This window comes from Acinetobacter calcoaceticus ANC 3811, from assembly GCF_000399665.1.
Classification (GTDB): Bacteria; Pseudomonadota; Gammaproteobacteria; order Pseudomonadales; family Moraxellaceae; genus Acinetobacter; species Acinetobacter calcoaceticus_B.
This window is the reverse complement of the sequence record NZ_KB976986.1, coordinates 2,270,684-2,295,545: the sequence shown is the minus strand read 5'-3', so window position 1 is coordinate 2,295,545 and position 24,862 is coordinate 2,270,684. Positions and strand designations below refer to the sequence as shown.

Annotated in this window: 21 protein-coding genes and 1 pseudogene; 11 read left to right on the top strand and 11 right to left on the bottom strand. The window is 39.3% G+C overall.

Going from position 1 to position 24,862, the window contains the following annotated elements:
* Positions 1-99: 99 nt before the first annotated feature.
* Entirely contained in the window at positions 100-1,092 is a 993-nt protein-coding gene (gene add / locus F935_RS11995; RefSeq protein WP_016139171.1) for an adenosine deaminase, read from the bottom strand.
* A gap of 401 nt (positions 1,093-1,493) precedes the next feature.
* Here add and F935_RS11990 point away from each other — a divergent pair.
* Positions 1,494-2,668 (top strand): annotated as a pseudogene (locus F935_RS11990) (zinc-binding dehydrogenase).
* A 107-nt stretch (positions 2,669-2,775) separates the two neighbouring features.
* Here F935_RS11990 and F935_RS11985 read toward each other — a convergent pair.
* Positions 2,776-3,723 (bottom strand): LysR substrate-binding domain-containing protein, encoded by a 948-nt coding sequence (locus F935_RS11985; RefSeq protein ID WP_016139169.1) that lies wholly within the window; start codon positions 3,721-3,723, stop codon positions 2,776-2,778.
* 245 nt (positions 3,724-3,968) lie between these two features.
* Here F935_RS11985 and F935_RS11980 point away from each other — a divergent pair, with 245 nt between their 5' ends.
* The 3 genes from F935_RS11980 to F935_RS11970 all read left to right on the top strand — a co-directional run bounded on the left by F935_RS11980 (position 3,969) and on the right by F935_RS11970 (position 8,019).
* The gene (locus F935_RS11980) at positions 3,969-5,189 is read left to right on the top strand and encodes an acyl-CoA dehydrogenase (RefSeq protein ID WP_016139168.1); all 1,221 of its coding nucleotides are present in this window, start codon (positions 3,969-3,971) and stop codon (positions 5,187-5,189) included.
* Between the two features lie 225 nt (positions 5,190-5,414).
* Positions 5,415-6,737 (top strand): MFS transporter, encoded by a 1,323-nt coding sequence (locus F935_RS11975; protein WP_016139167.1) that lies wholly within the window; start codon positions 5,415-5,417, stop codon positions 6,735-6,737.
* A gap of 52 nt (positions 6,738-6,789) precedes the next feature.
* On the top strand, positions 6,790-8,019 hold the full coding sequence (locus tag F935_RS11970; protein ID WP_016139166.1) for a CaiB/BaiF CoA transferase family protein: 1,230 nt from the start codon (positions 6,790-6,792) through the stop codon (positions 8,017-8,019).
* Positions 8,020-8,104: 85 nt separating this feature from the next.
* On the opposite strand, the gene F935_RS11965 is transcribed toward F935_RS11970, so the two are convergent.
* Positions 8,105-8,764, bottom strand: a complete 660-nt coding sequence (locus tag F935_RS11965) for a VOC family protein (RefSeq protein ID WP_016139165.1) — start codon at positions 8,762-8,764, stop codon at positions 8,105-8,107.
* Between the two features lie 14 nt (positions 8,765-8,778).
* Positions 8,779-9,327 carry a TetR/AcrR family transcriptional regulator gene (locus F935_RS11960; RefSeq protein ID WP_005042965.1) on the bottom strand — a complete coding sequence of 183 codons (549 nt, stop codon included), beginning with the start codon at positions 9,325-9,327 and terminating at the stop codon, positions 8,779-8,781.
* Positions 9,328-9,424: 97 nt separating this feature from the next.
* Between F935_RS11960 and F935_RS11955 the strand changes: the two genes are divergently transcribed.
* Complete coding sequence (locus F935_RS11955; protein ID WP_016139164.1) at positions 9,425-9,958, top strand: HPP family protein; 534 nt, start codon at positions 9,425-9,427, stop codon at positions 9,956-9,958.
* Between the two features lie 79 nt (positions 9,959-10,037).
* On the opposite strand, the gene tcuB is transcribed toward F935_RS11955, so the two are convergent.
* The 7 genes from tcuB to F935_RS11920 all read right to left on the bottom strand — a co-directional run bounded on the left by tcuB (position 10,038) and on the right by F935_RS11920 (position 17,947).
* Positions 10,038-11,171 carry a tricarballylate utilization 4Fe-4S protein TcuB gene (gene tcuB / locus F935_RS11950; RefSeq protein WP_016139163.1) on the bottom strand — a complete coding sequence of 378 codons (1,134 nt, stop codon included), beginning with the start codon at positions 11,169-11,171 and terminating at the stop codon, positions 10,038-10,040.
* Positions 11,161-12,567: an FAD-dependent tricarballylate dehydrogenase TcuA gene (gene tcuA, locus F935_RS11945; RefSeq protein WP_016139162.1), complete on the bottom strand. Its 1,407-nt coding sequence runs from the start codon at positions 12,565-12,567 to the stop codon at positions 11,161-11,163. The genes tcuB and tcuA overlap by 11 nt, the downstream gene beginning before the upstream one ends.
* A gap of 103 nt (positions 12,568-12,670) precedes the next feature.
* A complete protein-coding gene (locus F935_RS11940; RefSeq protein ID WP_016139161.1) occupies positions 12,671-13,600 on the bottom strand; it encodes a LysR family transcriptional regulator in 930 nt (309 codons plus the stop codon).
* A 131-nt stretch (positions 13,601-13,731) separates the two neighbouring features.
* Positions 13,732-14,526, bottom strand: a complete 795-nt coding sequence (locus tag F935_RS11935) for a substrate-binding domain-containing protein (protein ID WP_016139160.1) — start codon at positions 14,524-14,526, stop codon at positions 13,732-13,734.
* An 89-nt stretch (positions 14,527-14,615) separates the two neighbouring features.
* On the bottom strand, positions 14,616-15,926 hold the full coding sequence (locus F935_RS11930) for an MFS transporter (protein ID WP_016139159.1): 1,311 nt from the start codon (positions 15,924-15,926) through the stop codon (positions 14,616-14,618).
* A 278-nt stretch (positions 15,927-16,204) separates the two neighbouring features.
* Entirely contained in the window at positions 16,205-17,134 is a 930-nt protein-coding gene (locus tag F935_RS11925; protein ID WP_004641378.1) for a LysR family transcriptional regulator, read from the bottom strand.
* A gap of 204 nt (positions 17,135-17,338) precedes the next feature.
* Entirely contained in the window at positions 17,339-17,947 is a 609-nt protein-coding gene (locus F935_RS11920) for a LysE family translocator (RefSeq protein ID WP_016139158.1), read from the bottom strand.
* 255 nt (positions 17,948-18,202) lie between these two features.
* Here F935_RS11920 and F935_RS11915 point away from each other — a divergent pair, with 255 nt between their 5' ends.
* From F935_RS11915 to F935_RS11890, 6 genes are all read left to right on the top strand, one after another.
* Positions 18,203-19,075: a LysR family transcriptional regulator gene (locus F935_RS11915; RefSeq protein ID WP_016139157.1), complete on the top strand. Its 873-nt coding sequence runs from the start codon at positions 18,203-18,205 to the stop codon at positions 19,073-19,075.
* Between the two features lie 365 nt (positions 19,076-19,440).
* Entirely contained in the window at positions 19,441-20,427 is a 987-nt protein-coding gene (locus tag F935_RS11910) for a DUF1852 domain-containing protein (protein ID WP_016139156.1), read from the top strand.
* A 21-nt stretch (positions 20,428-20,448) separates the two neighbouring features.
* Positions 20,449-21,492, top strand: coding sequence for a methionine synthase (locus F935_RS11905; RefSeq protein ID WP_016139155.1), 1,044 nt, complete (start codon positions 20,449-20,451; stop codon positions 21,490-21,492).
* Between the two features lie 187 nt (positions 21,493-21,679).
* Entirely contained in the window at positions 21,680-22,171 is a 492-nt protein-coding gene (locus F935_RS11900; RefSeq protein ID WP_004794389.1) for a flavin reductase, read from the top strand.
* Between the two features lie 686 nt (positions 22,172-22,857).
* Complete coding sequence (locus F935_RS11895; protein WP_016139154.1) at positions 22,858-23,412, top strand: TetR/AcrR family transcriptional regulator; 555 nt, start codon at positions 22,858-22,860, stop codon at positions 23,410-23,412.
* A gap of 106 nt (positions 23,413-23,518) precedes the next feature.
* Positions 23,519-24,793, top strand: a complete 1,275-nt coding sequence (locus tag F935_RS11890; protein ID WP_016139153.1) for a hypothetical protein — start codon at positions 23,519-23,521, stop codon at positions 24,791-24,793.
* Positions 24,794-24,862: the final 69 nt, after the last annotated feature.

Sequence of the window (24,862 nt, the reverse complement as noted above, 5' to 3'; positions counted from 1 at the left end):
CTCTGTTCTCTGTTCTCTGTTCTCTGTTCTCTGTTCTCTGTTCTCTGTTCTCTGTTCTCTGTTCTCTGTTCTCTGTTCTCTGTTCTCTGTTCTCTGTTATTAATATTTCTGTCTTAACTCATCTTTTTCTTGATCTGATAGAAATGCGATTTTTAGGCCATTTTCTTGAGCTGTATAAATTTGCTCAGGGCTTAAACCCGCCAGTGGGGCAGCAGTTAAATATTCATGTTGTATCTCAATACCTTCTACCGCTGGGTCATCTGTATTAATGGTGGCAAGCACACCATGTTCTAAAAAAGTCTTTAATGGGTGCTCTGCTAAAGAAGGTACTGTATTGGTTTGAATATTTGAAGTGAGACAAGACTCAATACCAATCCCATGTTTAGCCAAATAATCTAAAAGTTTTAAATCTTGAACTGCTTTAACACCATGTCCAATTCGTTCTGCACCTAATTCTTCAATCGCTTGCCAAATACTTTCTGGGCCGGCAGCTTCGCCTGCATGTACCGTAATGTGCCAGCCTGCATCACGCGCTTTTTTAAAGTGATCAATAAATAAATTGCCCGGAAAACCAAGCTCGTCACCTGCGAGATCCAACGCTTTAATATCATTTTTATGGGCAAGTAGAGCATTTAACTCTTTTTCGCAGGCTTCTTGACCAAAAGTACGGCTCATAATGCCAATTAAATTCGCTTTTACCCCGTACGTCTGACTGCCTTCTTTTACACCCGCAATAACTGCTTCAACAACACCTTTAAGTGGAAGTTGATGTGTCATTCCCATATAACCCGGTGAAAAACGCAGCTCTACATAGTCTAGGCCTTGCTGTGCTGCATCTTGCATATTTTCAAATGCAATACGCTTACAGGCATCTAAACTGGCTAATACTTTTACACCCCAATCGAGCTTAGATAAAAAACTTAATAAGTCAGGTTGGTTATCCATCACTTGTACGTGTGGTCGTAAAGATTCAATGTCGTAGGCAGGTAAATCCAAATTGTATTGTTGGCCCAATTCTAAAATGGTTTGAATGCGAATGTTGCCATCAAGATGGCGGTGTATATCTGTAAGGGGAAGTGTTTTTGTAATCATAAGTTTCTTCCTATTTATTCATATCAATTCATCATGCCTTTTTAGAGCTGTTGATAAAAGTTTGGATTTGCTATGTTTTTGTGAAAAGCGTTGAGTTGAGTTTTTTGAACTTAAGATATTCGTTTAAGTTTTAATTTTGATGACATTGTTCTGGCCTAAGAAGATAACGCAGTCTGTGTAAGATACAAGCACCAAGATTTTTATTGTTTTTAATTTCGCTGAGCCTGTTTTTGTTGACTCTTCAATAGTGGATTGGCTGAAGAATGGTCATTGGTATTTTGCCTTTTACTTGTAAAGATGAATAAAGGCTTGCTAAAGACCAAACTGATAAAGCGATTAATTTATCTGTAGAAATCTATTTCTGGCAAGTAAATGAAAAAGAAGAAATAGGAAGCGCTCAAATGAAGTCGGTACTTTGTCATCAAGCAAAATTACAAGTGGTGGACCAACCGAAATTAACGCCTGTAAAAGGACAGGTGTTATTAGAAGTGATTCGATGTGGGATTTGTGGCTCTGATTTACATATGCAGCACCACTGTGACCACATGCATGATTTGGCTGCACGTGTCGGGTTTAATGGTTTAGCCAAGTCTACAGATCCGTTTGTACTAGGACATGAATTTTGTGGCAAGGTTTTAGACTACGGCCCAAAAACACGTCATAAATTTAAAGCCGATACACTCGTTTGTGCAATGCCGCTTTTAAATGTAGATCAGCACGGTTATTTGTCTACAGGGCTTTCTCCAAATGCTTCGGGTGGTTATGCCGAGCAAGTATTGGCTCAGTCGAGTTTGATGTTTGAAGTACCCAACGGTCTAGATGCGGATAGTGCTGCCATGACTGAACCGATGGCGGTTGCATTGCATGCTGTTCGCCGTAGCCGTGTGAAAACGAGTGAACCTGCTATTGTGATTGGCTGCGGTCCTGTCGGGTTGGGTGTCATATTAATGCTTAAAGCAGCTGGGGTTAAAACCGTAGTTGCCAGTGACTTTTCTCCAAACCGTCGTAAGCTTGCCGAGCAATGCGGTGCAGATATTGTGGTCGACCCTAAAGAGACATCGCCATTTGCTAACTGGAAAGAGTTTGGTTTACTTGGCAATGTTTCGGATGCTATTAACATGGGCATGGAGCTGTTTGATAAGTTACAAGCGACACGCTTACCTTGGTGGCATGGATGGCGCATGATTGATAAATTGGGTGCTCTGCCGAAACGTCCTGTTATTTTTGAGTGTGTCGGCGTACCGGGTGTCTTGCAGCAAATTATTGAAGGTGCACCTTTATTTTCCCGAATTGTTGGGGTGGGTGTGTGCATGCAAAGTGACAAAATAGAACCCGCACTTGCAATTAATAAAGAGTTAGAAATTCAGTTTGTGTTGGGTTATACGCCGCTTGAATTTCGAGATGCGCTACACATGATTGCAGAAGGTAAAGTGAATTGCTCACCACTCATTACCGGTGTTGTCGGTTTAGAGGGTGTTACTAGTGCATTTGAAGCATTACGTGATCCTGAACAGCATGCCAAAATCTTGATTGACCCAAAACGTAGCGGTTCAGATATTAATTAATGAGTCATTAATTCAAAGTCATTTATGCTTAATTAAAAAGGTTGTGATCTCATCAATCACAATCTTTTTTTTATGCGTATAGATCGCGCAATATATGGAATAAATCAAAGGTGTTCAGCTAATTTGTATTGGTCTTTAGTTGTTCCAATTCTTGGTAAATCCACTCAACAAATTTTTGAATGGTTGGTGAGATATCTTGGCTTGAGTGAATGAGATAGTATTTTCGGCTGCCTTTTAGTTTCTTATTGGAAACAATCACCAGTTCTTTTTTTTGTAGTTCAGATTCAATCAACATTTGCGGAATTAGAGCCATTCCCATGTCATGGCTTGCAGCAACCGCAAGCATTGAAAATAACTCATGACGTTGTCCATCAAAAGGTTTCGGGTGCTGCATCTGATGGGTAATAAACCATTCTTGCCAAATGCTAGGTCGAGTGGTTTGTTGAAGTAGGGGGATTTTGAGTAAATCTTCTGAGCTTAGATCATAGGTATTTTCATTGATCATGACTGCATCTGGAAAATACTTTTCGATGAGTCTTGGTGAGCACACAGGTACAATTTCTTCATCCATTAAATAATGTGCTTGTATGCCGGGCCAGTGGTCAATTTGCTGCTGAGTACCTGCAAAAATGGCAGCGTCAAAAATATTGTCGTTAAATAAAAAAGGCTTGGTACTGGTTTCTAAGTGAACCGTAATTTCAGGGTGTTTTTGATTTAAAAGATGAAGTTTGGGTAACAGCCAACGCGTTGCAAAGGTAGGAACGACACCTAGCTTTAATGTTCCACCTAAACCTTTATGAGAAATCACATCGGCCGTACATTTCTCTAAACCCAATAAATAGGGCTTAATACTTTTAAAATACTGCTGACCTGCAATGGTGAGTTCAACGCCATGCCGAGTACGTATAAAGAGTTCAACACCCAAGAAATCTTCTAACTGCTGAATTTGGCGAGAGACCGCGCTTTGGGTAATACATAACTCTTGCGCAGCATAGGTATAACTTAGATGTTTTGCTGCACTTTCAAAGCAAATTAGACCCTGAATGGACGGGATACTTCTTCGCATAAATAAATCCTTTTATTTGTCGTCATATTTCAAAACAGCATATGACCTAAATGCAGATATCCGAGTTTAGTATAAAAATAAGTCATTTTTAATGAAATACAACGAATTAAATATCTAAATTTAATGCCTCTTATTTTAAATATGCGTAAAGCGCATATCTGCATGAACATTTATCGTTTGATTACTGCATTTTTCACGCATAACATCGAGTTAAATAAAGAAGATCAAATCAAGCAGAGGATGCGATGAATCACATGGTGACAACAAAAAAAGCAAAAGTTCAATTTAACTGGCAAGACCCATTTTTAATTGAGCAACAGCTTACAGAAGATGAGCGCATGATTCGTGATGCGGCTCATGCCTATTGCCAAGAACGTTTGCAACCACGTGTACTTGAACAATTTCGTCATGAAAAAACAGACCCATCTATTTTCCGTGAAATGGGAGAGCTTGGCTTACTGGGTCCAACCATTCCTGAGCAATATGGCGGTGCGGGTTTGAACTATGTGAGTTATGGTTTGGTTGCGCGTGAAATTGAATATGTAGATTCGGGCTATCGCTCTATGGCGAGCGTGCAAAGTTCATTGGTGATGGTTCCAATTCATGAATTTGGAACTGAAGAGCAAAAGCAGAAGTACTTACCTAAACTAGCTACGGGTGAGTACATTGGTTGTTTTGGTTTGACCGAACCTGATCATGGCTCAGACCCGGGTAGTATGATTACGCGTGCTAAGAAAGTTGACGGTGGTTATCGTTTAACTGGCGCCAAAATGTGGATTACCAACAGTCCAATTGCCGATGTATTTGTGGTTTGGGCAAAAGAGGTTTCTGCTGAAGGTAATGTCGGCGATATTCGCGGCTTTATTTTAGAAAAAGGCTGGGAAGGTCTATCTGCACCTGCTATTCATGGCAAGGTTGGTTTGCGCGCATCGATTACAGGTGAAATTGTAATGGACAACGTTTTTGTACCTGAAGAAAATGCGTTCCCTGAAATTCGAGGCTTAAAAGGCCCATTTACCTGTCTAAACAGTGCTCGTTATGGCATTGCATGGGGTGCAATGGGTGCTGCCGAGTTCTGTTGGCATACCGCACATCAATACACCATGGATCGAAAACAATTTGGTCGTCCGTTGGCTGCAAATCAATTAATCCAAAAGAAACTGGCAGATATGCAGACTGAAATTGCATTAGGTCTGCAAGTGGCTTTACGTTTTGGTCGTATGAAAGATGAAGGTATTGCATCAGTTGAAGGCACATCTCTAATCAAGCGTAACAACTGTGGGAAAGCACTTGATATTGCCCGCATGGCGCGTGACATGATGGGTGGAAACGGCATTAGTGATGAGTTTGGCGTAGCACGTCATTTAGTTAACCTTGAAGTCGTAAATACCTATGAAGGCACACATGACGTTCATGCCTTGATTTTAGGTCGTGCACAAACAGGCATCGCAGCATTTAGCAACTAACTCATTCATTTAAAAGATAGAGGTGTTCTTTCGAGAGCACCTTTAGGGATTTTTACGCAAAAATTTATGGATAATGACAAGATTCATCGTAAGGATACTCATGTAAAGATGTTCCTCTGTGTACTTAAAACTAAATGTAAGATGATGAAAATTATAGAAGATTAAGTCATACAGAAAACATAAGTAAGCTATCGATGACTCATTTGGGAAAATGAGGAACTAAAGATGAACAATGACGTTCAAGTAATATCGAAAGAGTTAAGAACTACATTTCCAAGTAACCTTGGAACATATGAAAAGATCGGCCCTCATACATGGAAATGGGCCTTGTTATTTGCCTATTTTGCGATGGTGGTCGATGGCATAGATATTATGCTGCTGTCTTATAGCTTGACCAGCTTAAAGGCAGAGTTTGGTTTAAGTACCTTTCAGGCAGGTGCCTTAGGTAGTGCATCATTAGCAGGAATGGGTGTTGGCGGTATTTTGGGTGGCTGGGCATGTGACAAGTTTGGTCGTGTACGAACCATTGCCAACTCGGTAACCTTCTTTTCGGTAGCGACCTGTTTATTGGGCTTTACGCAAAGCTTCGAGCAATTTATGGCTTTACGTTTTATTGGTGCTTTGGGTATTGGAGCACTCTATATGGCCTGTAATACCTTAATGGCTGAATATGTACCGACCACGTACCGTACAACGGTCCTAGGTACGTTACAGACTGGTCAGACTGTAGGTTATATTGCGGCGACGTTATTAGCTGGCGCAATTATTCCAGATCATGGCTGGCGTGTTTTATTCTTCCTGACTGTAGTACCTGCTTTCGTTAATATTTTCCTGCAACGATTTGTGCCAGAACCAAAATCTTGGCAGCTCACCAAAATTGAAAGCTTACAAGGCAACAGACAACCTAAAGAAATAGCTGTGGCTGAAAAGCCTAAAAGTGGCAGTATCTACAAACAAATTTTTAATAACTTTAAACACCGCAAGATGTTTTTGTTGTGGATGACCACAGCATTCTTCTTACAGTTCGGTTATTACGGCATTAACAACTGGATGCCAAGTTATTTAGAAACAGAAGTGCATATGAACTTTAAAAACTTAACCAGTTATATGGTGGGTTCATATACAGCAATGATTCTAGGCAAAATTTTAGCGGGTTATCTTGCAGACAAATTTAACCGCCGTGCTGTTTTTGTGTTTGGAACAATTGCCAGCGCCGTGTTCTTACCAATCATTATTTTCTTTAATACGCCTGACAATATTTTGTATTTATTAATCACTTTTGGCTTCTTGTATGGCATTCCATACGGTGTAAATGCGACTTATATGGCTGAAAGTTTTTCAACCGATGTACGTGGAACAGCCATTGGCGGTGCTTATAACATTGGTCGTGTCGGGGCTGCTATTGCACCAGCCACCATTGGTTTCTTGGCATCGGGTGGTACGTTTACCATGGCCTTTATTGTGATGGGCGCTGCGTATTTTGTTGCAGGTGTATTGCCGGGTCTATTTATTAAAGATCGTCAGTACGATCCGCAAAAACAATCATAAACAATGAAAAGAAGGTGCGTTGAGTACCTTCTAAAAAGATAAGGGTATCGTTATGGGTGCATTACAAGGAATTCGGGTTTTAGATTTAAGTCGTGTGCTTGCAGGGCCTTGGTGCGGACAAATCTTGGCAGATCTTGGCGCGGAAGTCATTAAAATTGAACGTCCTCGAGTAGGTGATGACACTCGCATGTGGGGGCCACCATGGATGCCCGATCAAGATGGAAACATCACCCGTGAATCTGGCTATTTTCAGTGTACGAATCGCAATAAATATTCAGTTGCGGTGGACATTACCACACCAGAAGGTCAGGCCTTAATTTATGAAATTGCCAAGACTGCCGACGTGGTCATTGAAAATTATAAGACAGGGTCTTTGGCTAAATATGGTTTGGACTATGCATCATTAAGTAAGCTGAACCCGAACATTGTGTATTGCTCGATTACTGGGTTTGGGCAAGATGGCCCACGTGCAGAAGAACCTGGTTATGATTTTATTATTCAGGGTATGTCTGGCTTAATGAGCATTACTGGCGAGCCTGATGATGTGGCAGGCGGTGGTGCACAAAAAGTTGGTGTGGCTGTTGTAGATATTCAAACTGGTTTGTATTCAACCATTGCGATTCAGGCCGCATTGATTGCACGTTCGCACACAGGCCGTGGTCAATATATTGATATGTCATTGCTTGATGTACAGGTCGCGGCGCTGGCAAATCAGGGAATGAACTATTTAGCCTCGGGTAAAGCCCCGCAGCGCATGGGCAATCAACACCCGAGTATTGTGCCGTATCAAACTTTTAAGGCTAAAGATAAAGAATTTATTATTGCTTGCGGTAACGACAAACAGTTTAAAGATTTATGTATTGCAATTGGTTATTCAGAGTTACTCGAAAATAAAAAGTTTGTGCGTAACCAAGACCGCGTCAAATACCGAGATGAACTGATTCCTTTATTGTCGAAGCACTTTTTGCAGAAAACTGCCAAAGAATGGGTTGAGATGATTCATGCGCTTAAAGTGCCAGTAGGTGTTATCAACTCTATTGAAGATGCTTTGGCTGAACCACAAATCGTACATCGTAATTTGGTGGTGAATATTCCTCATCGTTTAAATGAAAACTTCCAAACGATTGGTTCACCAATCAAACTCTCTGATACTCCAGTTGAATATCATCATGCACCACCAGAGTTGGGTGAACATACCGCTCAAATCTTATCGAGATTTAAAACAGCAGAGGAGCTGGCTACGTTAAAAGAGAAAGGCATTATTGATGGAAAAGTTGCTTAAGCTATTGTCGTTTTTAATGTGATTAAATTTAAGTGGAAACTGTGATTTGCAATAAATCACAGTTTTTTATTAAAAAATAAGAGTCTTAATATTTAAAAATAAGCGGCAGCTCTGGTCTGAAATCATGAATCATTCCTTGAGGCTCATGATCAAAACTAATTTCCATTAAATGTTCTAATCCATCGGTCACTTCAAAACTATCAAGCGTATTGAACAGTAATGAAGTAGGGTGCTGTTCAAGGTTTGGAATAGAAACTTTAATCGCGGTGATTTCTGATAAATCTTTGCTATGCACAAGGGGTTGTTGTTTTTCTTTTGCGGCAAGATCTGGTCGTGAAGCAAATGAAAGGAAGAACCACATCGGTTCAGATACCACAGAATCTTTGGCAACATTTACTTCTAAGCTGGCTGGTAAATAGCTTGGCTTGTAAACCCAATTAGGAAATTTTGCGCCGTTATCATCTTTATTTTTAGGGCGAAAACAAATACCAAAAGGGGACGCGATATTATTTTGAGTACTTAGTCGCTCAAAAAGCAGAGTCGGTTTTGTGAGATCACTTGAGGCTTCTTCGGGGTTGTTTAAAAAAATTAATTCGATAAAGCTATTTTTAAAGAAAAAGCGTCTGTTTTCTGTACCTTGACCCGGGTGCTTGTTGGATGAACCTTCTGTTAGACCGAATTTTTTTAAAGTTTCAGCTTCGGGAGCGCCTGATTGTACACAAATAAAAATATGGTCCACTTCCATTTTAAGTTCTCATACTAATGTTGATGAATGTTAAATAATTGATTAATAGAATTTTTCATGTTTATCGCAAGTGTTTCATCGAAACCATCGACTAAAAAGCGGCTAATTAATCCTTCAATCACCGTATAGATCAGCTCAGATAAAGCTTCACCATTCGGTATATTGCAGTTTTGCGCAATCAATACTTTAATCCATTGTTTATGGGCTTTAGAAATAGAAATAATGTCTTGATCATCTTGGTTAGATTCAGCGACCGCTCTTACAAATAAACAGCCTTTAAAAAAATCTTGTCTAAACCAGTTGGTGTGCCAATCCAGAATTTTATTGATGGCCTCTAACCCTGTTGCATCTCCAACATATCCTAGAAGGCTTTGCTTAAACCGTTCATCACGTGCAACGAGTACAGACTGAACCAGTTGATTTTTATTTTTATAGTACGTGTACATGGTGGTTTTAGAGCAGCCAGATTCATCGCGAATCAGGTCAACACCAACTCCAACAAAACTATTTTCATTAAATAACTTCTCGGCTGTATCTAATATTTTTAAGGCAGATTTTGACATAAAACTTTTCCAAAAAATAAAATAGTACAGATCTGTACTATTTGAAATTTTATCTATATGCTTTTTAAAAAGCAACTTTTTGTTTGAGGAAAAAACCATGTTCTCGATCTTTTATGGCAAAGAAAAACTGGCTCCATCGCCCAATAAAATTGATGTTTTAAGAAGCCTTGTTGGGGGGACGGTCAGTATTTTTATACTTCTGTGGTTGAGTAAGCTAACACAAAATATCTTTATCATGGCACCGTTTGGTGCGACCTGTGTATTGCTCTATACCGTGTCGCAGTCACCTTTAGCACAGCCCAGAAATATTATATTTGGGCATCTTATTTCGGCTTTTGTGGGTTTGTTTTTTCTAAAATTTGTTGGTGTTTCTATTTTTACAATTGCTTTATCAGTGGGCTGTGCCATTGCACTCATGCAGATTTTTAAATGCGTTCATCCACCTGCTGGGGCCAATCCTTTGGTTATTTTGTTGACCGCGAGCAGCATACATTACCAGTGGAGCTTTTTGATTTTCCCTGTTTTGGTCGGCGCAGTGTCTTTAGTTTTGGTGGCGATGCTGATTAATAATATTAAAGCGAGTACGAAGTGGCCGATGTATGGTTTAGGAATTTTAAATAGTAAAAAGTAGGCAAGCTATGAAATATTTTGATCTTAAGAAATAAGAAAAGTATTCACTACGCCAAGATAGTGAATACTTTTGAGTGAAATTATGACTTCTTAGAAGTACGTTCTTCGATGGCAAATTTGAGTAAAGAAGCGCTGCGGTAAAAACCATGTGCGAACTTTCCAAATGGCATGGTAATGAAGAATGTCATGACTGTAGCTAAATGGAAAATCAGTAAAAGTGCCATGTAAGGTGTATTGCGAAATGCCATAAGAGCTAAGCCTGAAGCACTGACTAAAATTAAAAGGAAAATAAAGCCTCGATCTACAGGTTTTTGCTCGCGGTCACCATGTAATGGATGGCGTTTAAGGTTTAAATAGAGCAAGCCAGATGGTCCAATCACTAAGCCCAACCCACCCAACGTACCTAAAATAACAGGCAAGCTAAAGATATGGTACGGCGCATGCAGGTTAAGGAAATAGTGATATAAAGTCGCTACGCCTGTGGCTGCAAAGCAAAGCATAAAGCCATAAAAAGTCAGGTGATGGAACACGCGGCGGATTTGTGTGTAACGATCATCTTGTTCATTACAGCCTTTGCCATGTCCACCGTCTAAATATTTAAGTGTTAATACATTTTGAGAGGCTTGAATTAGGTCTGGTTTCTCAACTTTGCCGTGAATAACTTTAGACGTCTTTCTCCAAAATTTACTAATCCCAATGCCGAGTAAAACAATTGCAACTGTAAAGGTCGCTCCAAACAGTAGCGCTAAAAAGTTATGCGGGAAAATCGCATAGAAATTACCTTGATAGCCTGCAAACAGGTCGATGCCTTTGTACCACACCACAGCTAACATGCATAAAAAGAAAATAATTGATAACGCCGAAACAAAAGGAATCCCGACAGACTTATAAAGTCGGCCTAAAGGCTGCGGTGTAGCAAACTCTTGGTAAGTTTCCAAACGTACTTGCGCCATCGCTTTTGGAATGTTGACACCAAATTCGTGCGGCGGGGCATATTGGCAAGCGTGTAAACAAGCACCACAGTTATGGCACAGATTTGCGAGGTAATGAATATCGGCTTGATTGAACTCCAGACGCTTGGTCATCGCCGCAAATACAGCACAAAACGACTCACAGTAACGACAAGCATTACAAATCTGTAAGGCTCTTTGAACTTCCTGCTCATGGTCAGAGAGCTGAACAACTGGAATTAAGGCTTTAGTACTAGCATTCATGTTCAACTCCTTGTGAAAGTGCATAGTGGGCTGCATTTTTTCCGGCAATGCGTCCAAACGTCGTTCCGATCGACATGCCAACGCCAGCGGTATAACCCTGACCGAGTACGTTACCTGCCATCATTTCACCTGCGACAAATAGGTTGCGGCTGGCTTTATTGTTAAAACGTACAGCAGCATCGTCTTCAACTTTTAAGCCTAAATAGGTAAAGGTAATGCCGGGTTTAAGCGCATAGGCATAGAAGGGTGGGCGATCAAGAGGAACTGCCCAATGGGTTTTGTTGGGAACAATATTTTCGGTGGTGCAGTCATCTAAAACCGTATGGTTAAAGGTGCCTTGCACACAAGATTGGTTAAATTCTTCTACGGTGTGACAGAAGGCTTTTGCATCTAGCCCGATTTTTTCGGCCAGTTCTTGAATGCTATTTGCTTTTACACCCGCAAACACAGGTGGCATAAAGCGACCAATAGCTTTTGAATCAATAATAGAATAAGCAATTTGCTGCGGTTGTTTGGCGACAAGGCGACCCCAAATCGCATAACGTTTTGGCCAGAAGTCTTCGCCTTCATCGTAAAAACGTTCGGCTTTATTATTGACCACAATTCCCAATGAAACGCAGTCAATACGAGTGCAGATGCCGCCGTCATATAACGGTGCTCGTGCATCCACAGCGACGCAATGTGATTGTGATGGATCACCAATAATATCGGCGCCTTGATCTATCATAAATTTGAGTAAGTTGCCCTGATTAAAGCGGGTTCCACGAATAATGAAATTATCGGCAGGCCATTCGCCGTTTTCATTTTGTCCCCATGCTTCTCTTAACCATTCCAGATTTGACTCAAAACCACCTGCGGCCAATACACAGCTTTTCGCTTTAAACACACGACCATCTTCCGCAATTGCGGCTTCAAAATGTCCTTGATTTAACTTTAGATCTTTAATTTTTGTGTTGTATAAAATCTCAATACCAAGTTCTTGGGCACTACGGTAATACGCATTAATGAGGGCTTTACCGCCACCCATAAAAAAGGCATTGGTACGTGCAACATGTAAAGCACCCGATAGTGGCGGCTGAAAATTCACACCATGTTTACGCATCCAGTCTCGACAGGTTGCCGTGCTACGAATGACCAGACGAGCTAAGTGCTCATTGGTTTTTCCGGCAGTTACTTTAAGTAGGTCTTGCCAATATTCTTCTTCTGGGTAGGCATCGACTAATACATCTTGAGGGGCATCATGCATGCAACGGAGGTTACGAGTGTGTTGTGAGTTACCACCACGCCATTCTTTAGGCGCTGCTTCTATGATGAGCACAGACGCGCCACTTTCTTTTGCCGTGAGCGCGGCACACAGTGCGGCATTCCCACCACCAATTACAATCACATCATGCATGGATTTCTCCCTTTCTCAGCTAAGGCTAATGTAGCTTTAAAAGGGACGGTGAAGTGAGGGGCTAAGCTTGAATGGGTGTTTAGTAAAAATAAACACTAAAGGCTTAAGTGTTTATGAGTTCCGCACCGGGCCAGCGTTTTTCATTAATCAGGTTGGTCACACAGGCACGAATCACCACTTTCGTGGCTAAAGTAGCAGGTGAGATTTCTTCTTCAGAGAGGCTAATTAAATAGTTAATGCGTTCAATTGCAGGTTCCACAACGCGAAGTAAACATAAGTCTTGCCGTGAGTTTAACGATGCACCCGCAGGTTGAATGGTTGCCATTTCGAGTTGGCTGATGCTTTCCATTAACAAATGTAATCCATCAATTTCATAGGCCACTTTAAGCTGATGAATTTTCTGTTCGAGCAACAAGCGCAGCCCATGTCGTTGGCTCGGCAAAATAAGCGGAAGTTCTTTAAGCTGTGGATGAGTAATCGTTTGAGTGTCGATACAACTTTCAAGATGGTACTGGCTCAGCACTTCTTTAGGTGAGATTAAAAACATCTGTTCTTTGACTAAAGGCTGTATGGCCCACTGTGGGTCGACATCGTCACTAAAGATGATGGCAACATCAAGCTGCCTTGCATTAACTAATGCCTTGAGGTCACCCGATAAACCTTCAATTAAACGGACTTTAATGTCGGGATAACGGTTTCTCATGAGTTTTAAAAAGTGAGTGCCTATAACCGACGCGACACTCGGTGAAAAACCGACGGTAACGTGACCACTTAAACGTGAAGAGTGTGCAGAGTCTACAGCATGGTCTAAGTGCCTAAGCGCCAGTTGAACCTGTTGAAAAAAAGCTAAACCCGCAGGGGTGGGAACTGTACCAAGGGCAGTGCGTTGTAAAAGGCGAATAGAAAGCTCGCTTTCTAATTTTGAGATTTGCTGACTTAATGCAGAAGTTCCAATATCGAGATTTTTTGCAGCTTTACCCAAGCTTCCTGACTCGATCACCGCAATAAAATACTTTAATTGTTTGAGTTCCACGGCAAATACTACTTTAACCTTTGTTAATTATTCTACACTGGTTTATCACTATACATTTTGTTCTATTACGCTGAGTAAACCACCAACAGAGTAAAGGCAACATCACCTCAAGACGTTGCCTTTTAGAGCTTTTATTGTTTAACCTGCTCTAGACCCTGTTCTTCAATAATTTGTGTTGCTTGTGGTGACTTCACAAATTTGATGAGTTCTTTTGCGACTTTTTCATGTTCAGAGTTTTTACCAATGCCCGCTGCAAACACAGTGACTTTTTGATAAGGCGCAGGAATTGGACCGACTAAATCAACTTGACCATATTGGCCAGTAAAAGGCTTGATTTCACTAATTTGCTGGAAACCAATATCAAACTGGCCTTCAGCAATGCGTTTTGCAACGCGGTCGCCTACCACTTTTTCTGTTTTACTAGAAATGACTTTGTACTCGACAGGTGGGAAGCTTGGGAAAACATCTTTTTCAAGATGCGTGCCGCTCGCACTTGCTGAATAGCCAATATGCTTAGCATTTAATAAAACTTTTTCGAATTTTGCTGCAGAGCTAATATCTGGTTTTGGCGCACCTTTAGGTACAGCCATGCCAATGCTTGAATTGACTAAAGCACTTTGTGAATTTGAGTCGACATAACCTTTTTCTGCAAGCTTGTTCAGTTCAGGTGCAGCCAACACCACCACATCAAAATGTTCACCACGATCGAGTCGATTTGGAATCGCAGTAGGCGATGCGCCCATTGATGAACCCGATGAAAGGTGAACCGTGTGACCAGTTTGTTTTTCAAATATCGGAATGAGTTTTTCCATAGATGAATAGAAACCGCCTGAGCTAATCACTTCGAGTGTATCTGCGTTAGCAAGCGTTGATCCTAAGCCTGCACCAGCTAGGCAAATGGTCATGAAGATAGGGGACTTTTTCATAGTATCTCGCTTTAATGATAGGAGAGCACAGTACGGCTGCAACATGCGCCGTACTGTTCATTAAAATTTCAGGTTAAGTCGTTGTTGTTTTAAGCGCTAACCTTCGCAGGTTCAGCAATCGGGTCAGCATTCTTCTGCTTAGAACCACGGCATAAATACAAGCTTGAGATTAGGCTACATACCGCTGCTAACATCAGCCAAAAAGCTGGTGTGCTTGCGTTACCTGTGTGTTCAACTAGATATGTACATGCAATTGGAGTCATGCCACCAAAAATAGCTGCTGCAAGGCTGAATGCTAAAGAGAAGCCGACTGTACGTACGCGTTTTGGCATTACTTCGGCAAGCGTTGCGACCATGGTGCCGTTGTACAGACCAAAGAAGAATGAGAAGTAAGCAAGCGTAATAATCAGATTGGTAAAGCTAATGTCGCTTACCAACCAGCTTAAAACTGGATACGTTGTAAAGATGGCAAGGGTTGTAATGCCGACTAAAACTGGACGACGACCAATTTTGTCTGAAAGTAAGCCACCCATTGGTAACCAGAAGAAATTCGATAAACCCACAAATACAGTCGCTAAAAGGCTATCTGTTACTGACATTTCTAGAGTACGTTTTGCATACACCGTGGTGTAAACCGTAATGAAATAGAAAGTAGTTGTGGTCATGGCACTCATCATCATGCCCGCAAGTACGATGCGCCAGTTGCTCGCAAGCGTGCTGAAAATTTCTTTGGTTGATGGATGCGTTTTTTGTGCTTTAAAGTCTTCAGTTTCCTCTAATGTACGGCGGAACAAGAAGATTAAAGGAATAATCAAACAACCAATTAAGAATGGAATACGCCAGCCCCATTCACCCACTTGAGCATGAGTTAAAATGGTGTTGAGCCAGTAGCCAAGTAATGCTGCAAACACAACCGCAATTTGTTGGCTGCCAGATTGCCAACTTGTGATAAACCCACGGTTTTTATCTGTTGCAATTTCAGCGAGATAAATTGACACACCGCCAGATTCAACACCTGCCGAGAAGCCTTGTAATAGACGTCCAATCACGACCAAAATTGGAGCAAGAATACCAATCGTCTCATAACCCGGTACAAAGGTAATTAAGATGGTTCCGATTGCCATAAGGCTTAAAGTCACAATAAGACCTTTACGTCGTCCAACTCTGTCGACATAAGCGCCTAAGAAAATAGCGCCGAGAGGACGCATAAGAAAGCCCGCAGCAAATACGGTAAATGTCATCATTAAAGAGACATATTCATTTTCAGAGTGGAAAAATTTTGCTGCGATATAAGTGGCATAGAAACCAAAAAGAAAAAAATCGTACTGTTCTAAAAAGTTGCCACTCGTTACATTTAATATTTTTTTAAAAGTAGCCCTACGGTTATTCACGACATCCATTGGAGACCTCCTTGGCCTGACAAAATGGAAACATTCACGATTTTCAATAGAGGGCCTTAAATCGACTCATTCAATAAACCTAAATAGCAAATGGGTTAGAGATGAGATTTAAAGGTGTCCTTCGTAGAAAATGTGATGCCTTGTTTCCAGTTCAAACTACACATCTATAATTCGATAAACAGAAATTCACTTATCATTCAGATGAAAATGTAATCTTAAAAAGCAGGAGGGAGTGAGAGGGCAAAATTAATTAGGTCTTTAATAAAATTAATGACCCTTTATAAAATAATTTCAGAACACGGCCAAATTTGGTTTTGAATCAACTCTTTCACACAGGCTTTAATTGCCGATTTTGCAGCGAGTGCGGCAGGTGATAATTCTTCTTCGGCAAGGCTGACCAAGTAATTGATTCGCTCAACTTCAGGGTCAATCAGTTTTAGTAATTGAAGCTTGTGTTTGTACTCTTGTAGGCAGGCACTGCCGGGACGAACACTAGCAAGGTCAAGGTGAATCAGACTGTCCATGAGTAAGTGCAGGCCATCAATTTCATAGACGACGTTGAGCTGTCCAATCTTGTGCTCAAGCAGTTTTCTTAAACTGTGACGCTGACGTGGCAACACTAAAGGAATATCACCAATTTGTTGAGACCGAATAATTCCGCTTTTGATGCACTCAGCGAGGCCATATTTTTCTAACACTTCTTTGCGTGCCATTAAATACATTTGCTCGCGTACCAGTGGTTGTATGGACCATTGCTTATCAATTTCATTGGTAAAAATAATAGCGATATCAAGCTGACGTGAATTAATCGACTGAATCAGGTTACCCGACAGTGTTTCCACAATTTCTAGGCGGATGTCTGGATAGCGTTCAGACATTAGTTTCATTAAAGGGATGCCAATTAAAGCGGTAATGGTCGGTGGAAAACCAAGACTCACATGACCTGAAAGCCGTGCCGAATGAGCAGCATCTACCGCAAAATTAATCTGCCGCAAAATAAGTTGAGAGTGTTTTAAAAAGGCCAGACCCGCGGGTGTAGGCGTGACGCCAAAAGCATTACGCTGTAATAAGCGAATGCTTAACTCTTGTTCTAACTTACTAATTTGCTGACTAATGGCCGAAGCGCCGACATCGAGTTTTTGGGCAGCTTTACCAATACTGCCTGCTTCAACCACCGTCAAAAAATATTTTATTTGTTTGATTTCCATAATAAATGTATTCGCTCATCATCCTTGATTTATAGAAATATGAAGGATTGGAAAATCTATCATGCGTTTTAATATTAACAGCAAAAAATATAAAAGTTTCTTAAAAATTAAATAGCTCTTTTGGAAAAGTCTTATAAAAAGCCTTTCTAAAAGTACAAACCCTATATAAGCATAAGCAACTTATTCTTCCATAAAATGAGTTTTTTACTGAAACTTAGTAAAAAGCAGAATCACACCTAATACACATAAAATTGAACCAATCACCTTATTAATTTGCACTTGCTTGGCTAACATTTTTTGTCTCAACAGTATGGATGAAAACAGCACAGCCACCAATGAAAACCATAAGAAATGCGCAAAAGACATAAAAAAGCCATAAGCCAAAAGAATAGTTTTAGGCGTAGTTAAACTCACAATTTGCGTATAGGTGCTAATCACAAATAGCGTGGTTTTAGGGTTAAGGGCATTGGTAAAAAAGCCGTATTTTATCGCTTGCAAAGTACCGATAGAGGTTAGGTCAGCAGAGTCTAAAACAGGTTTTTGAGTAAAGGTTTTATAGCCAATATAGATTAGGTAAAGCGCACCAATGTACTTAACAATATTCAAAATTTGCGGTGTATAAGTCATTACAAAGGCAACGGCAACTAATGTGTAGGTTACATGCACCAACACGCCAAGTGATATTCCGAGTGAAGTGAACACACCTATTTTTCTGCCGTATAGATAACTGTTTTTGGTCACAATCGCGAAGTCAGCGCCGGGGCTTACCACTGCCAAAATCGTAATGAGAATAACCGCAATAAACTCTGCCATTATCTTGCGCCCTCACTTAAAATGAGGAAGTTGTTCTGTACTTTTTGGAATATGTGTAAGAGGGTGAAAACGCTACTTAAAATTGCTCTTCTTTTTGCAAGAGATGTTTGGGTTTTAGGTTTGCGAAGATAGATATCGATATTCAATATGTTTTTTATCATCTAAAATAGGATTTAATAAAGATGATTTTTATTTTGAACAGAAACCTAAAAATAAAAATCAATAAAAACGACTTCATATCTATGAGTTTTTGGAATGATCGAAAGAATATCGCTGAATTCACTAAAATTTTTCTATTTCGTGGCGAAGTATGGTAGCGTCACTTTAGCTGCAAAGAAATTATTTGTGACGCAAAGTGCGGTCAGTAAACAGATTTATAATTTAGAAGAAGCTTTAAATACGACTTTATTTGACCGTAAAAATAAAACCCTTGTGATGACTGAGCAGGGTGAAATTTTATTGAGTTGTTGCCATCAGGTTTTTGGTCAACTCGATGAATGTTTAATACAACTCAGCCAGCCTAAAACCGAAAACAAACAACTGGTCTTGTCGTGTGAACCGACTCTTTCCATGAAATGGCTCATTCCACGGTTATCAAAATTTAAAAAGCTCGGTCATGATTTTGAGGTTGTGTTGCTCACCGCAGGTGGGGTGGTCGACTTTGAAAAAGATAATATTGATATCGCGATTCGCCGAAATGATTTTGATTGGGGAGAGCATATCTATAGTGAAAAAATTGCCGATGAATATATCGCTCTAGTTCAAGCAACCAAGCCATCGGAAACAAACGACTTACTCATCTCGACCTCTAGGCCAAATTTTTTCAAAAGCATTAGCCGCATTGCTGAGCTAAAGCAGAGTTTAAAAGGCTACGCTAAAGTCGAACTCGAACATTTTTATCTATGTTTAGAAGGCTGCTTAGCTGGACTCGGCGCAACGGTCATCTCAATTTATATGATTGAAAAAGAGCTTGAGTGGAACGTACTGGAAAAAATTTCACCTGTTGTACAAGATAATTCAGCCTATTTTTTACTTTCTCATAGTGCTTTTGAGGAAGATTCACGTAAAACCATATTTTTAGAATGGTTAAAAACAGAGATGAATGAGAGTCAGCATAAATTACTTTAAGTCTAGCCATTCCATCTAAAGTTATGTTGTTTAAATTGTTGAATATAATAATAAATATTTAAATTTGTTAAGGTGGTTTTCGAGCGCCGTATATTGAATTTCTGCTGTCTAAAATTCACTAAGATGAAAAATATTTAACTTCACACTTCTTTATTAAACCCTAAACATGAATTTAACTCAGTTTTGAATGAGACTAAATCATTTTTATTCATGTTGTGATTGCGGTATAAATCTATTCACGCTCTGAAGCGTTCCAGTCATCCACTTTTGATAAGACCTTAAGGCACAAATCTGACAAGGCTGGAAGTTTAAAAAGAGCTCGAAATATTTTTAGGTTTATCTCAGAAATTAGGGTACTGATCAAAATGAGTAAAGAATTTACATTTACGATTAAGAGTATTTGTTTCGATGAAAACTATCGTCCAGCAGACAATACGCGTATTACAACCAACTTTGCTAACTTAGCGAGAGGGATGAGCCGCCAAGAAAATCTGCGCAATACATTACAGATGATCGACAATCGTTTTAATGCCTTAGCTCATTGGGACAACCCTAAAGGCGACCGCTATGGTGTTGAACTTGAAATCATTTCAGTTGAAATGAATGTTGACTCTGCAAGCAATAACAGTGCGCTTCCTTTAATCGAAATATTGAAAACCAATATTGTTGATAAAAAGACCAATGAACGTATTGAAGGCATTGTAGGCAACAACTTCTCGTCTTATGTACGTGACTATGATTTTAGTGTGCTGTTGCTAGACCACAATAAAAATCAGTCTACTTTTAGCACGCCAGAGAAATTTGGCGAATTGCACGGTAACTTGTTTAAGAGCTTTATTAACTCTGAGACTTACAAAGCCAACTTTAAAAAAGCGCCAGTGATTTGCTTAAGTGTTTCAACCACTAAAGTGTACCACCGCACTGAAAACGAACATCCAGTTTTGGGTGTCGAATATAAGCAAGAAGACTATTCACTCACTGATGAATATTTCCAAAAAATGGGCTTAAAGGTTCGCTATTTCATGCCTAAAAACAGTGCTGCACCTTTGGCGTTCTATTTTACGGGTGATTTGCTGAGTGATTACACCAACCTTGAGTTGATCAGCACCATTAGCACCATGGAATCGTTCCAAAAGATTTACCGCCCTGAAATTTACAACGCAAATTCAGTTGCTGGAAAATCTTATCAGCCAAGCTTGAAGAACGAAGATTACTCACTTACTCGAATTGTGTATGACCGTGAAGAACGTAGCCGCCTCGCTATTGAGCAAGGGAAGTTTGTTGAAGAGCAATTTATCAAACCATACCAAGCGATTCTTGAGCAGTGGTCTGCTAATTACGCTCTTAATTAATCAACATATAGGTCATTGATCATGAAAAAATTATTACCGACTTCAACTGCTGGCAGCTTACCTAAACCGTCTTGGCTTGCAGAACCTGAAAAGCTTTGGTCGCCGTGGAAACTCGAAAACGAAGGCTTAGCTGAAGGTAAAAAGGACGCTTTACGTTTAGCGTTGCACGAACAGCGCCTTGCTGGCATCGACATTGTGAGCGATGGTGAACAAACCCGCCAACATTTTGTGACCACGTTTATTGAACACTTAAATGGCGTAGATTTTGAGAAGCGCGAAACAGTTCGAATTCGTGACCGTTACGATGCAAGCGTGCCGTCTGTAGTAGGTGCGGTGTCTCGTCAAAAGCCTGTGTTTGTTGAAGATGCTAAGTTTTTACGTCAGCAAACTGATCAACCAATTAAGTGGGCATTACCTGGCCCAATGACCATGATTGATACGCTTTACGATGGTCACTACAAGAGCCGTGAAAAACTTGCTTGGGAATTTGCAAAAATTTTGAACCAAGAAGCGCGTGAGTTAGAAGCTGCTGGTGTAGACATCATTCAGTTTGACGAACCTGCATTTAACGTATTCTTTGACGAAGTAAATGACTGGGGCGTTGCGACTTTAGAGCGTGCAATTGAAGGTCTTAAGTGTGAAACTGCGGTTCACATTTGCTATGGTTACGGCATTAAAGCCAACACTGACTGGAAAAAGACATTAGGTTCGGAATGGCGCCAATACGAAGAAGCTTTCCCGAAACTGCAAAAATCTAACATCGATATCATCTCGTTAGAATGTCACAACTCACATGTGCCTATCGATTTACTCGAACTCATTCGTGGTAAAAAAGTCATGGTCGGTGCAATTGATGTTGCCTCTAACCAAATTGAAACACCAGAAGAAGTGGCGAACACACTTCGTAAAGCGCTTCAGTTTGTAGATGCTGACAAGCTTTACCCTTGCACAAACTGCGGTATGGCACCTCTTTCACGTGAAGTGGCACGTGGCAAGCTAAATGCTTTAACGGCAGGTGCAGAAATCGTTCGCAGAGAACTTACTGGTTTTGATCTTACTGCTTAATATTTACCAATAAGTGGTATAAAGGGTTACTTTTTTGATGGCAGTTGATAATCAAACAAGTAACCCTCATTTTACTTACTACATGTAGTTCTAATCAGGACTCATGTTGATAAAGTACCTTCCTGATGGAGTTGGGCGGTATAGCAAACACTCAGGACAAGGTACGATTCAATTTAGGAATAATGTCATGGTTCAAGCAACAGACTTTAGAAATGCAATGTCTTTACTCACAAGTGCGGTTAGTGTTGTGACTACGGCAGGCATGTCTGGCCGTTTTGGATTTACTGCCTCTGCTGTTTGTAGTGTGACTGACACACCTCCGACATTATTGGTGTGTATGAACCAATCTGCGAGTTCACATGCACATTTCCTAGATAACAAAATCTTAACTGTGAATGTTTTAGGTGCACACCACGAACATATTTCAAAAGCATTTTCATCTAAGCTCACGCCAGAAGAACGCTTTAAACATGGCGAATGGATTGAGTTAGAAACGGGTTCACCTGTGTTAGACGATGCTTTGGTCAGTTTCGATTGTGAGATTGAGCAAATTCAACAAGTCGGCACACACACCATTCTTATTTGTCCGATTGTTGCGATTAAACAAAGCCAGCATGATCAAAGCTTGGTTTATTTTAATCGTGCTTATCACCAAGTGGGGCAGACGGAAATTGTCTAAACCGACTTTCCGCTGTGTATTCGCACATTAAAAAGTTAAAAGATAGAAATGAATAAGCATGGATCGCTTCACTTAATTTAAAAATACAATTAAATATAATATTTAAAATAATAATTAAGTTAATCTAATGAAAAACAATAAGAAATTTAAATACTTGTCATAAAAGCTACATTGACACCTATCAACTCTCGGATTATCCTTTGCCTGCTGGCCACATTGCCAGTCGGCTTTGACAGGCCGTCCTTAAGAGCATTGAAAAAAGTCATTTTTTTGATGTAGACTCACTCGTCCCCCTTTTTGTAGCGGTAGGACGGAAGGGGGACACCCTCGGGTGTGCTGGGATCTTAAGGCCAGTCTGTCAACCCTCTTTCGTTCTGCCACCATAATTCCAAATGAATGCTTTGGCAGAACTCCCAAAATCAGGAGTTGGCTATGCACATCCATCATTTCTTGGCACTCATTGCCAAAAGCTATAACGACACCACTTAATTCATCTTTAAACAGTTTGAAGGCTTAACCGCTTTTCAGACTTTAAGTCATTACGGCTAAAAAATCATATCAACAATAAAACTTGAGATGTGCCAAGCACCGTCTTACGGCTTTGCTGTGCCTTTTTTTCTCCCAGAAAGGGCACAGGCTTTTTATCTCAGCCAGACATAACAACTTATTTTTATAATGGTAAAACTATGCCACCTTTAGAAACGGCTTCAAAAAAATTAAAAGTTATTCATAGCGCGATAGACCTATTTAATCTCTATGGATTTCACAACACGGGCGTAGACCTAATTGCCAAAGCAACTAAAATTCCAAAAGCCACGCTTTATAACTACTTCCACTCGAAAGAAAAGCTGGTTGAAACCTGCATAAGCTTTCAAAAAAGCCGACTGAAAGAAGAAGTGCTGGCAATTGTCTATTCACACCGCTACCCAAAACCAAGCGATAAACTTAAAGAAATTGTGCGTTTACATGTCGATGTAAATAGCTTTTACCACCTTTTGTTTAAAGCCATTTTTGAAATAAAACAGCTTTATCCAACGGCTTACCACATGGCCGTTGAATATCGAAAATGGCTACTTCGAGAGCTTTTTGATTTGGTCTTTAGTCTGGAGACCAATGCATTTAATCCCGATGCCAACATGGTTTTAAACCTAATTGATGGCTTGATGCTACAAGTTTTAAGTTCAAATAGTGTGGATGAAAGGGATGTGGTGTTGGAGAGGTTTTGGGGGAAAGCGATATGATCTTGCAGTTTCCAGAGTTAATAATTGAAAATTTAGCCTTTTTTATATCATGGATAGTAGTTTAAAGTTGATAATATAATTAATACTGTAAAGAGATATATTACAAATGATTTACACTGATGATAATTATAAACTTGAGTTAATAGATAAAATTGTAAATAGTACAACTTTGAGAGAAGCTATTAAAATTTATAGAGAAAATTTAAGTTATTTAAAAGGGTATAAGTTTGTTTTAACAGCTGATTCAAATGAAGGTTTTATTACGGGTAAAGCTTTAGATAAAAATTTTTCTAATGGCGGAGCAATACGTAGTTTATTCGGATCTAATCGAGTTTTCGTTTTAGATGAAGTGTCACTTATTGAAAATTTTAAATCTGAAAATTCAAAAATTCATACAGATTACTCTGTTTCAATGGATACTCAAGCAGTTAGTTATCTAGAACCTTATATAGAAAATAAATTAACTAGAATTCCTGCCGATATGTTGGAGGTTGTAGATTTTCTAGTTTTAAATAATATTAATTATGATAATTTTCCGTATCAATTTGAAAACTCTTTTAATATTGTGAACCTAAGAAATAGTGAAAAAATATTTAAAAAAATTAAAGCATATGAGTTTTTTAAGAATATTGATGTATCGCTTTATGAAAAGAATAGAGTATTAAGAACAAAACTATCAGATGAAGAGCTTAATATGCTAGCTCAAACACGTATATCTTATGAAATATATAAATTATCAGATGATAATTTCCATAAGGCTTTAAATAAACGCTTTAACTATGTTTACTTTACACTTTTAGTCATAGTAATAATTCATTTTGAAAATCAAAATAATAGTTTAATTGAGAAATTGAATTTATATTTTAAATATCATGATGAGCTAATAGCTAACATAAATCTTAGAGATACTATGTTAGCTTTAGAGTTTTTTAGTAAAAAAAATAGTTTAGGTTTTTTCTCGAAAATTCAATTGAATTATGCAAAATTATTTCCCGTTTTAAAAGGTATGGTTTGGGATGTCCTACATTTCAGACAGCTCGAACAAAATGCGACTTTTAAAATGAGTGATCAAGAATGTTACTTTTTTCCAGCTTTTTTGACTTATGATAAAAAATTTATTGAGATAATAAGTTTATTTCAATTAAAAGCTTTAGTTTATAAAGAAAATGGGGAAATATTTCCTTTTTATAAACATAACTTTTATAACTATGAAGGACTAGATAAAACAGATAGAGAAATAATGGGAAATAAATATTTTTCAATGGAATCTAAATACTTAAGATCATTGAGAAGAGATCGGTCTTCTAAAAACCTTTCTAAAATTATAAGAGAATTAGAAATTAGGCTTTCTGAAGTAGCAAAAGTAAAAAAAATCGAATAATTTTTTTAAGAGATAAGTTTTATTGTTTAGTGTTAATTTTTTTTACAAAATTGTAGAAGATTTATAAAT

Coding starts and splice junctions, on each gene's coding strand:
- add (WP_016139171.1), bottom strand. CDS start 1,092: ATGATTACAAAAACACTTCCCCTTACAGATATACACCGCCATCTTGAT.
- F935_RS11985 (WP_016139169.1), bottom strand. CDS start 3,723: ATGCGAAGAAGTATCCCGTCCATTCAGGGTCTAATTTGCTTTGAAAGT.
- F935_RS11980 (WP_016139168.1), top strand. CDS start 3,969: ATGAATCACATGGTGACAACAAAAAAAGCAAAAGTTCAATTTAACTGG.
- F935_RS11975 (WP_016139167.1), top strand. CDS start 5,415: ATGAACAATGACGTTCAAGTAATATCGAAAGAGTTAAGAACTACATTT.
- F935_RS11970 (WP_016139166.1), top strand. CDS start 6,790: ATGGGTGCATTACAAGGAATTCGGGTTTTAGATTTAAGTCGTGTGCTT.
- F935_RS11965 (WP_016139165.1), bottom strand. CDS start 8,764: ATGGAAGTGGACCATATTTTTATTTGTGTACAATCAGGCGCTCCCGAA.
- F935_RS11960 (WP_005042965.1), bottom strand. CDS start 9,327: ATGTCAAAATCTGCCTTAAAAATATTAGATACAGCCGAGAAGTTATTT.
- F935_RS11955 (WP_016139164.1), top strand. CDS start 9,425: ATGTTCTCGATCTTTTATGGCAAAGAAAAACTGGCTCCATCGCCCAAT.
- tcuB (WP_016139163.1), bottom strand. CDS start 11,171: ATGAATGCTAGTACTAAAGCCTTAATTCCAGTTGTTCAGCTCTCTGAC.
- tcuA (WP_016139162.1), bottom strand. CDS start 12,567: ATGCATGATGTGATTGTAATTGGTGGTGGGAATGCCGCACTGTGTGCC.
- F935_RS11935 (WP_016139160.1), bottom strand. CDS start 14,526: ATGAAAAAGTCCCCTATCTTCATGACCATTTGCCTAGCTGGTGCAGGC.
- F935_RS11930 (WP_016139159.1), bottom strand. CDS start 15,926: ATGGATGTCGTGAATAACCGTAGGGCTACTTTTAAAAAAATATTAAAT.
- F935_RS11925 (WP_004641378.1), bottom strand. CDS start 17,134: ATGGAAATCAAACAAATAAAATATTTTTTGACGGTGGTTGAAGCAGGC.
- F935_RS11920 (WP_016139158.1), bottom strand. CDS start 17,947: ATGGCAGAGTTTATTGCGGTTATTCTCATTACGATTTTGGCAGTGGTA.
- F935_RS11915 (WP_016139157.1), top strand. CDS start 18,203: ATGATCGAAAGAATATCGCTGAATTCACTAAAATTTTTCTATTTCGTG.
- F935_RS11910 (WP_016139156.1), top strand. CDS start 19,441: ATGAGTAAAGAATTTACATTTACGATTAAGAGTATTTGTTTCGATGAA.
- F935_RS11905 (WP_016139155.1), top strand. CDS start 20,449: ATGAAAAAATTATTACCGACTTCAACTGCTGGCAGCTTACCTAAACCG.
- F935_RS11900 (WP_004794389.1), top strand. CDS start 21,680: ATGGTTCAAGCAACAGACTTTAGAAATGCAATGTCTTTACTCACAAGT.
- F935_RS11895 (WP_016139154.1), top strand. CDS start 22,858: ATGCCACCTTTAGAAACGGCTTCAAAAAAATTAAAAGTTATTCATAGC.
- F935_RS11890 (WP_016139153.1), top strand. CDS start 23,519: ATGATTTACACTGATGATAATTATAAACTTGAGTTAATAGATAAAATT.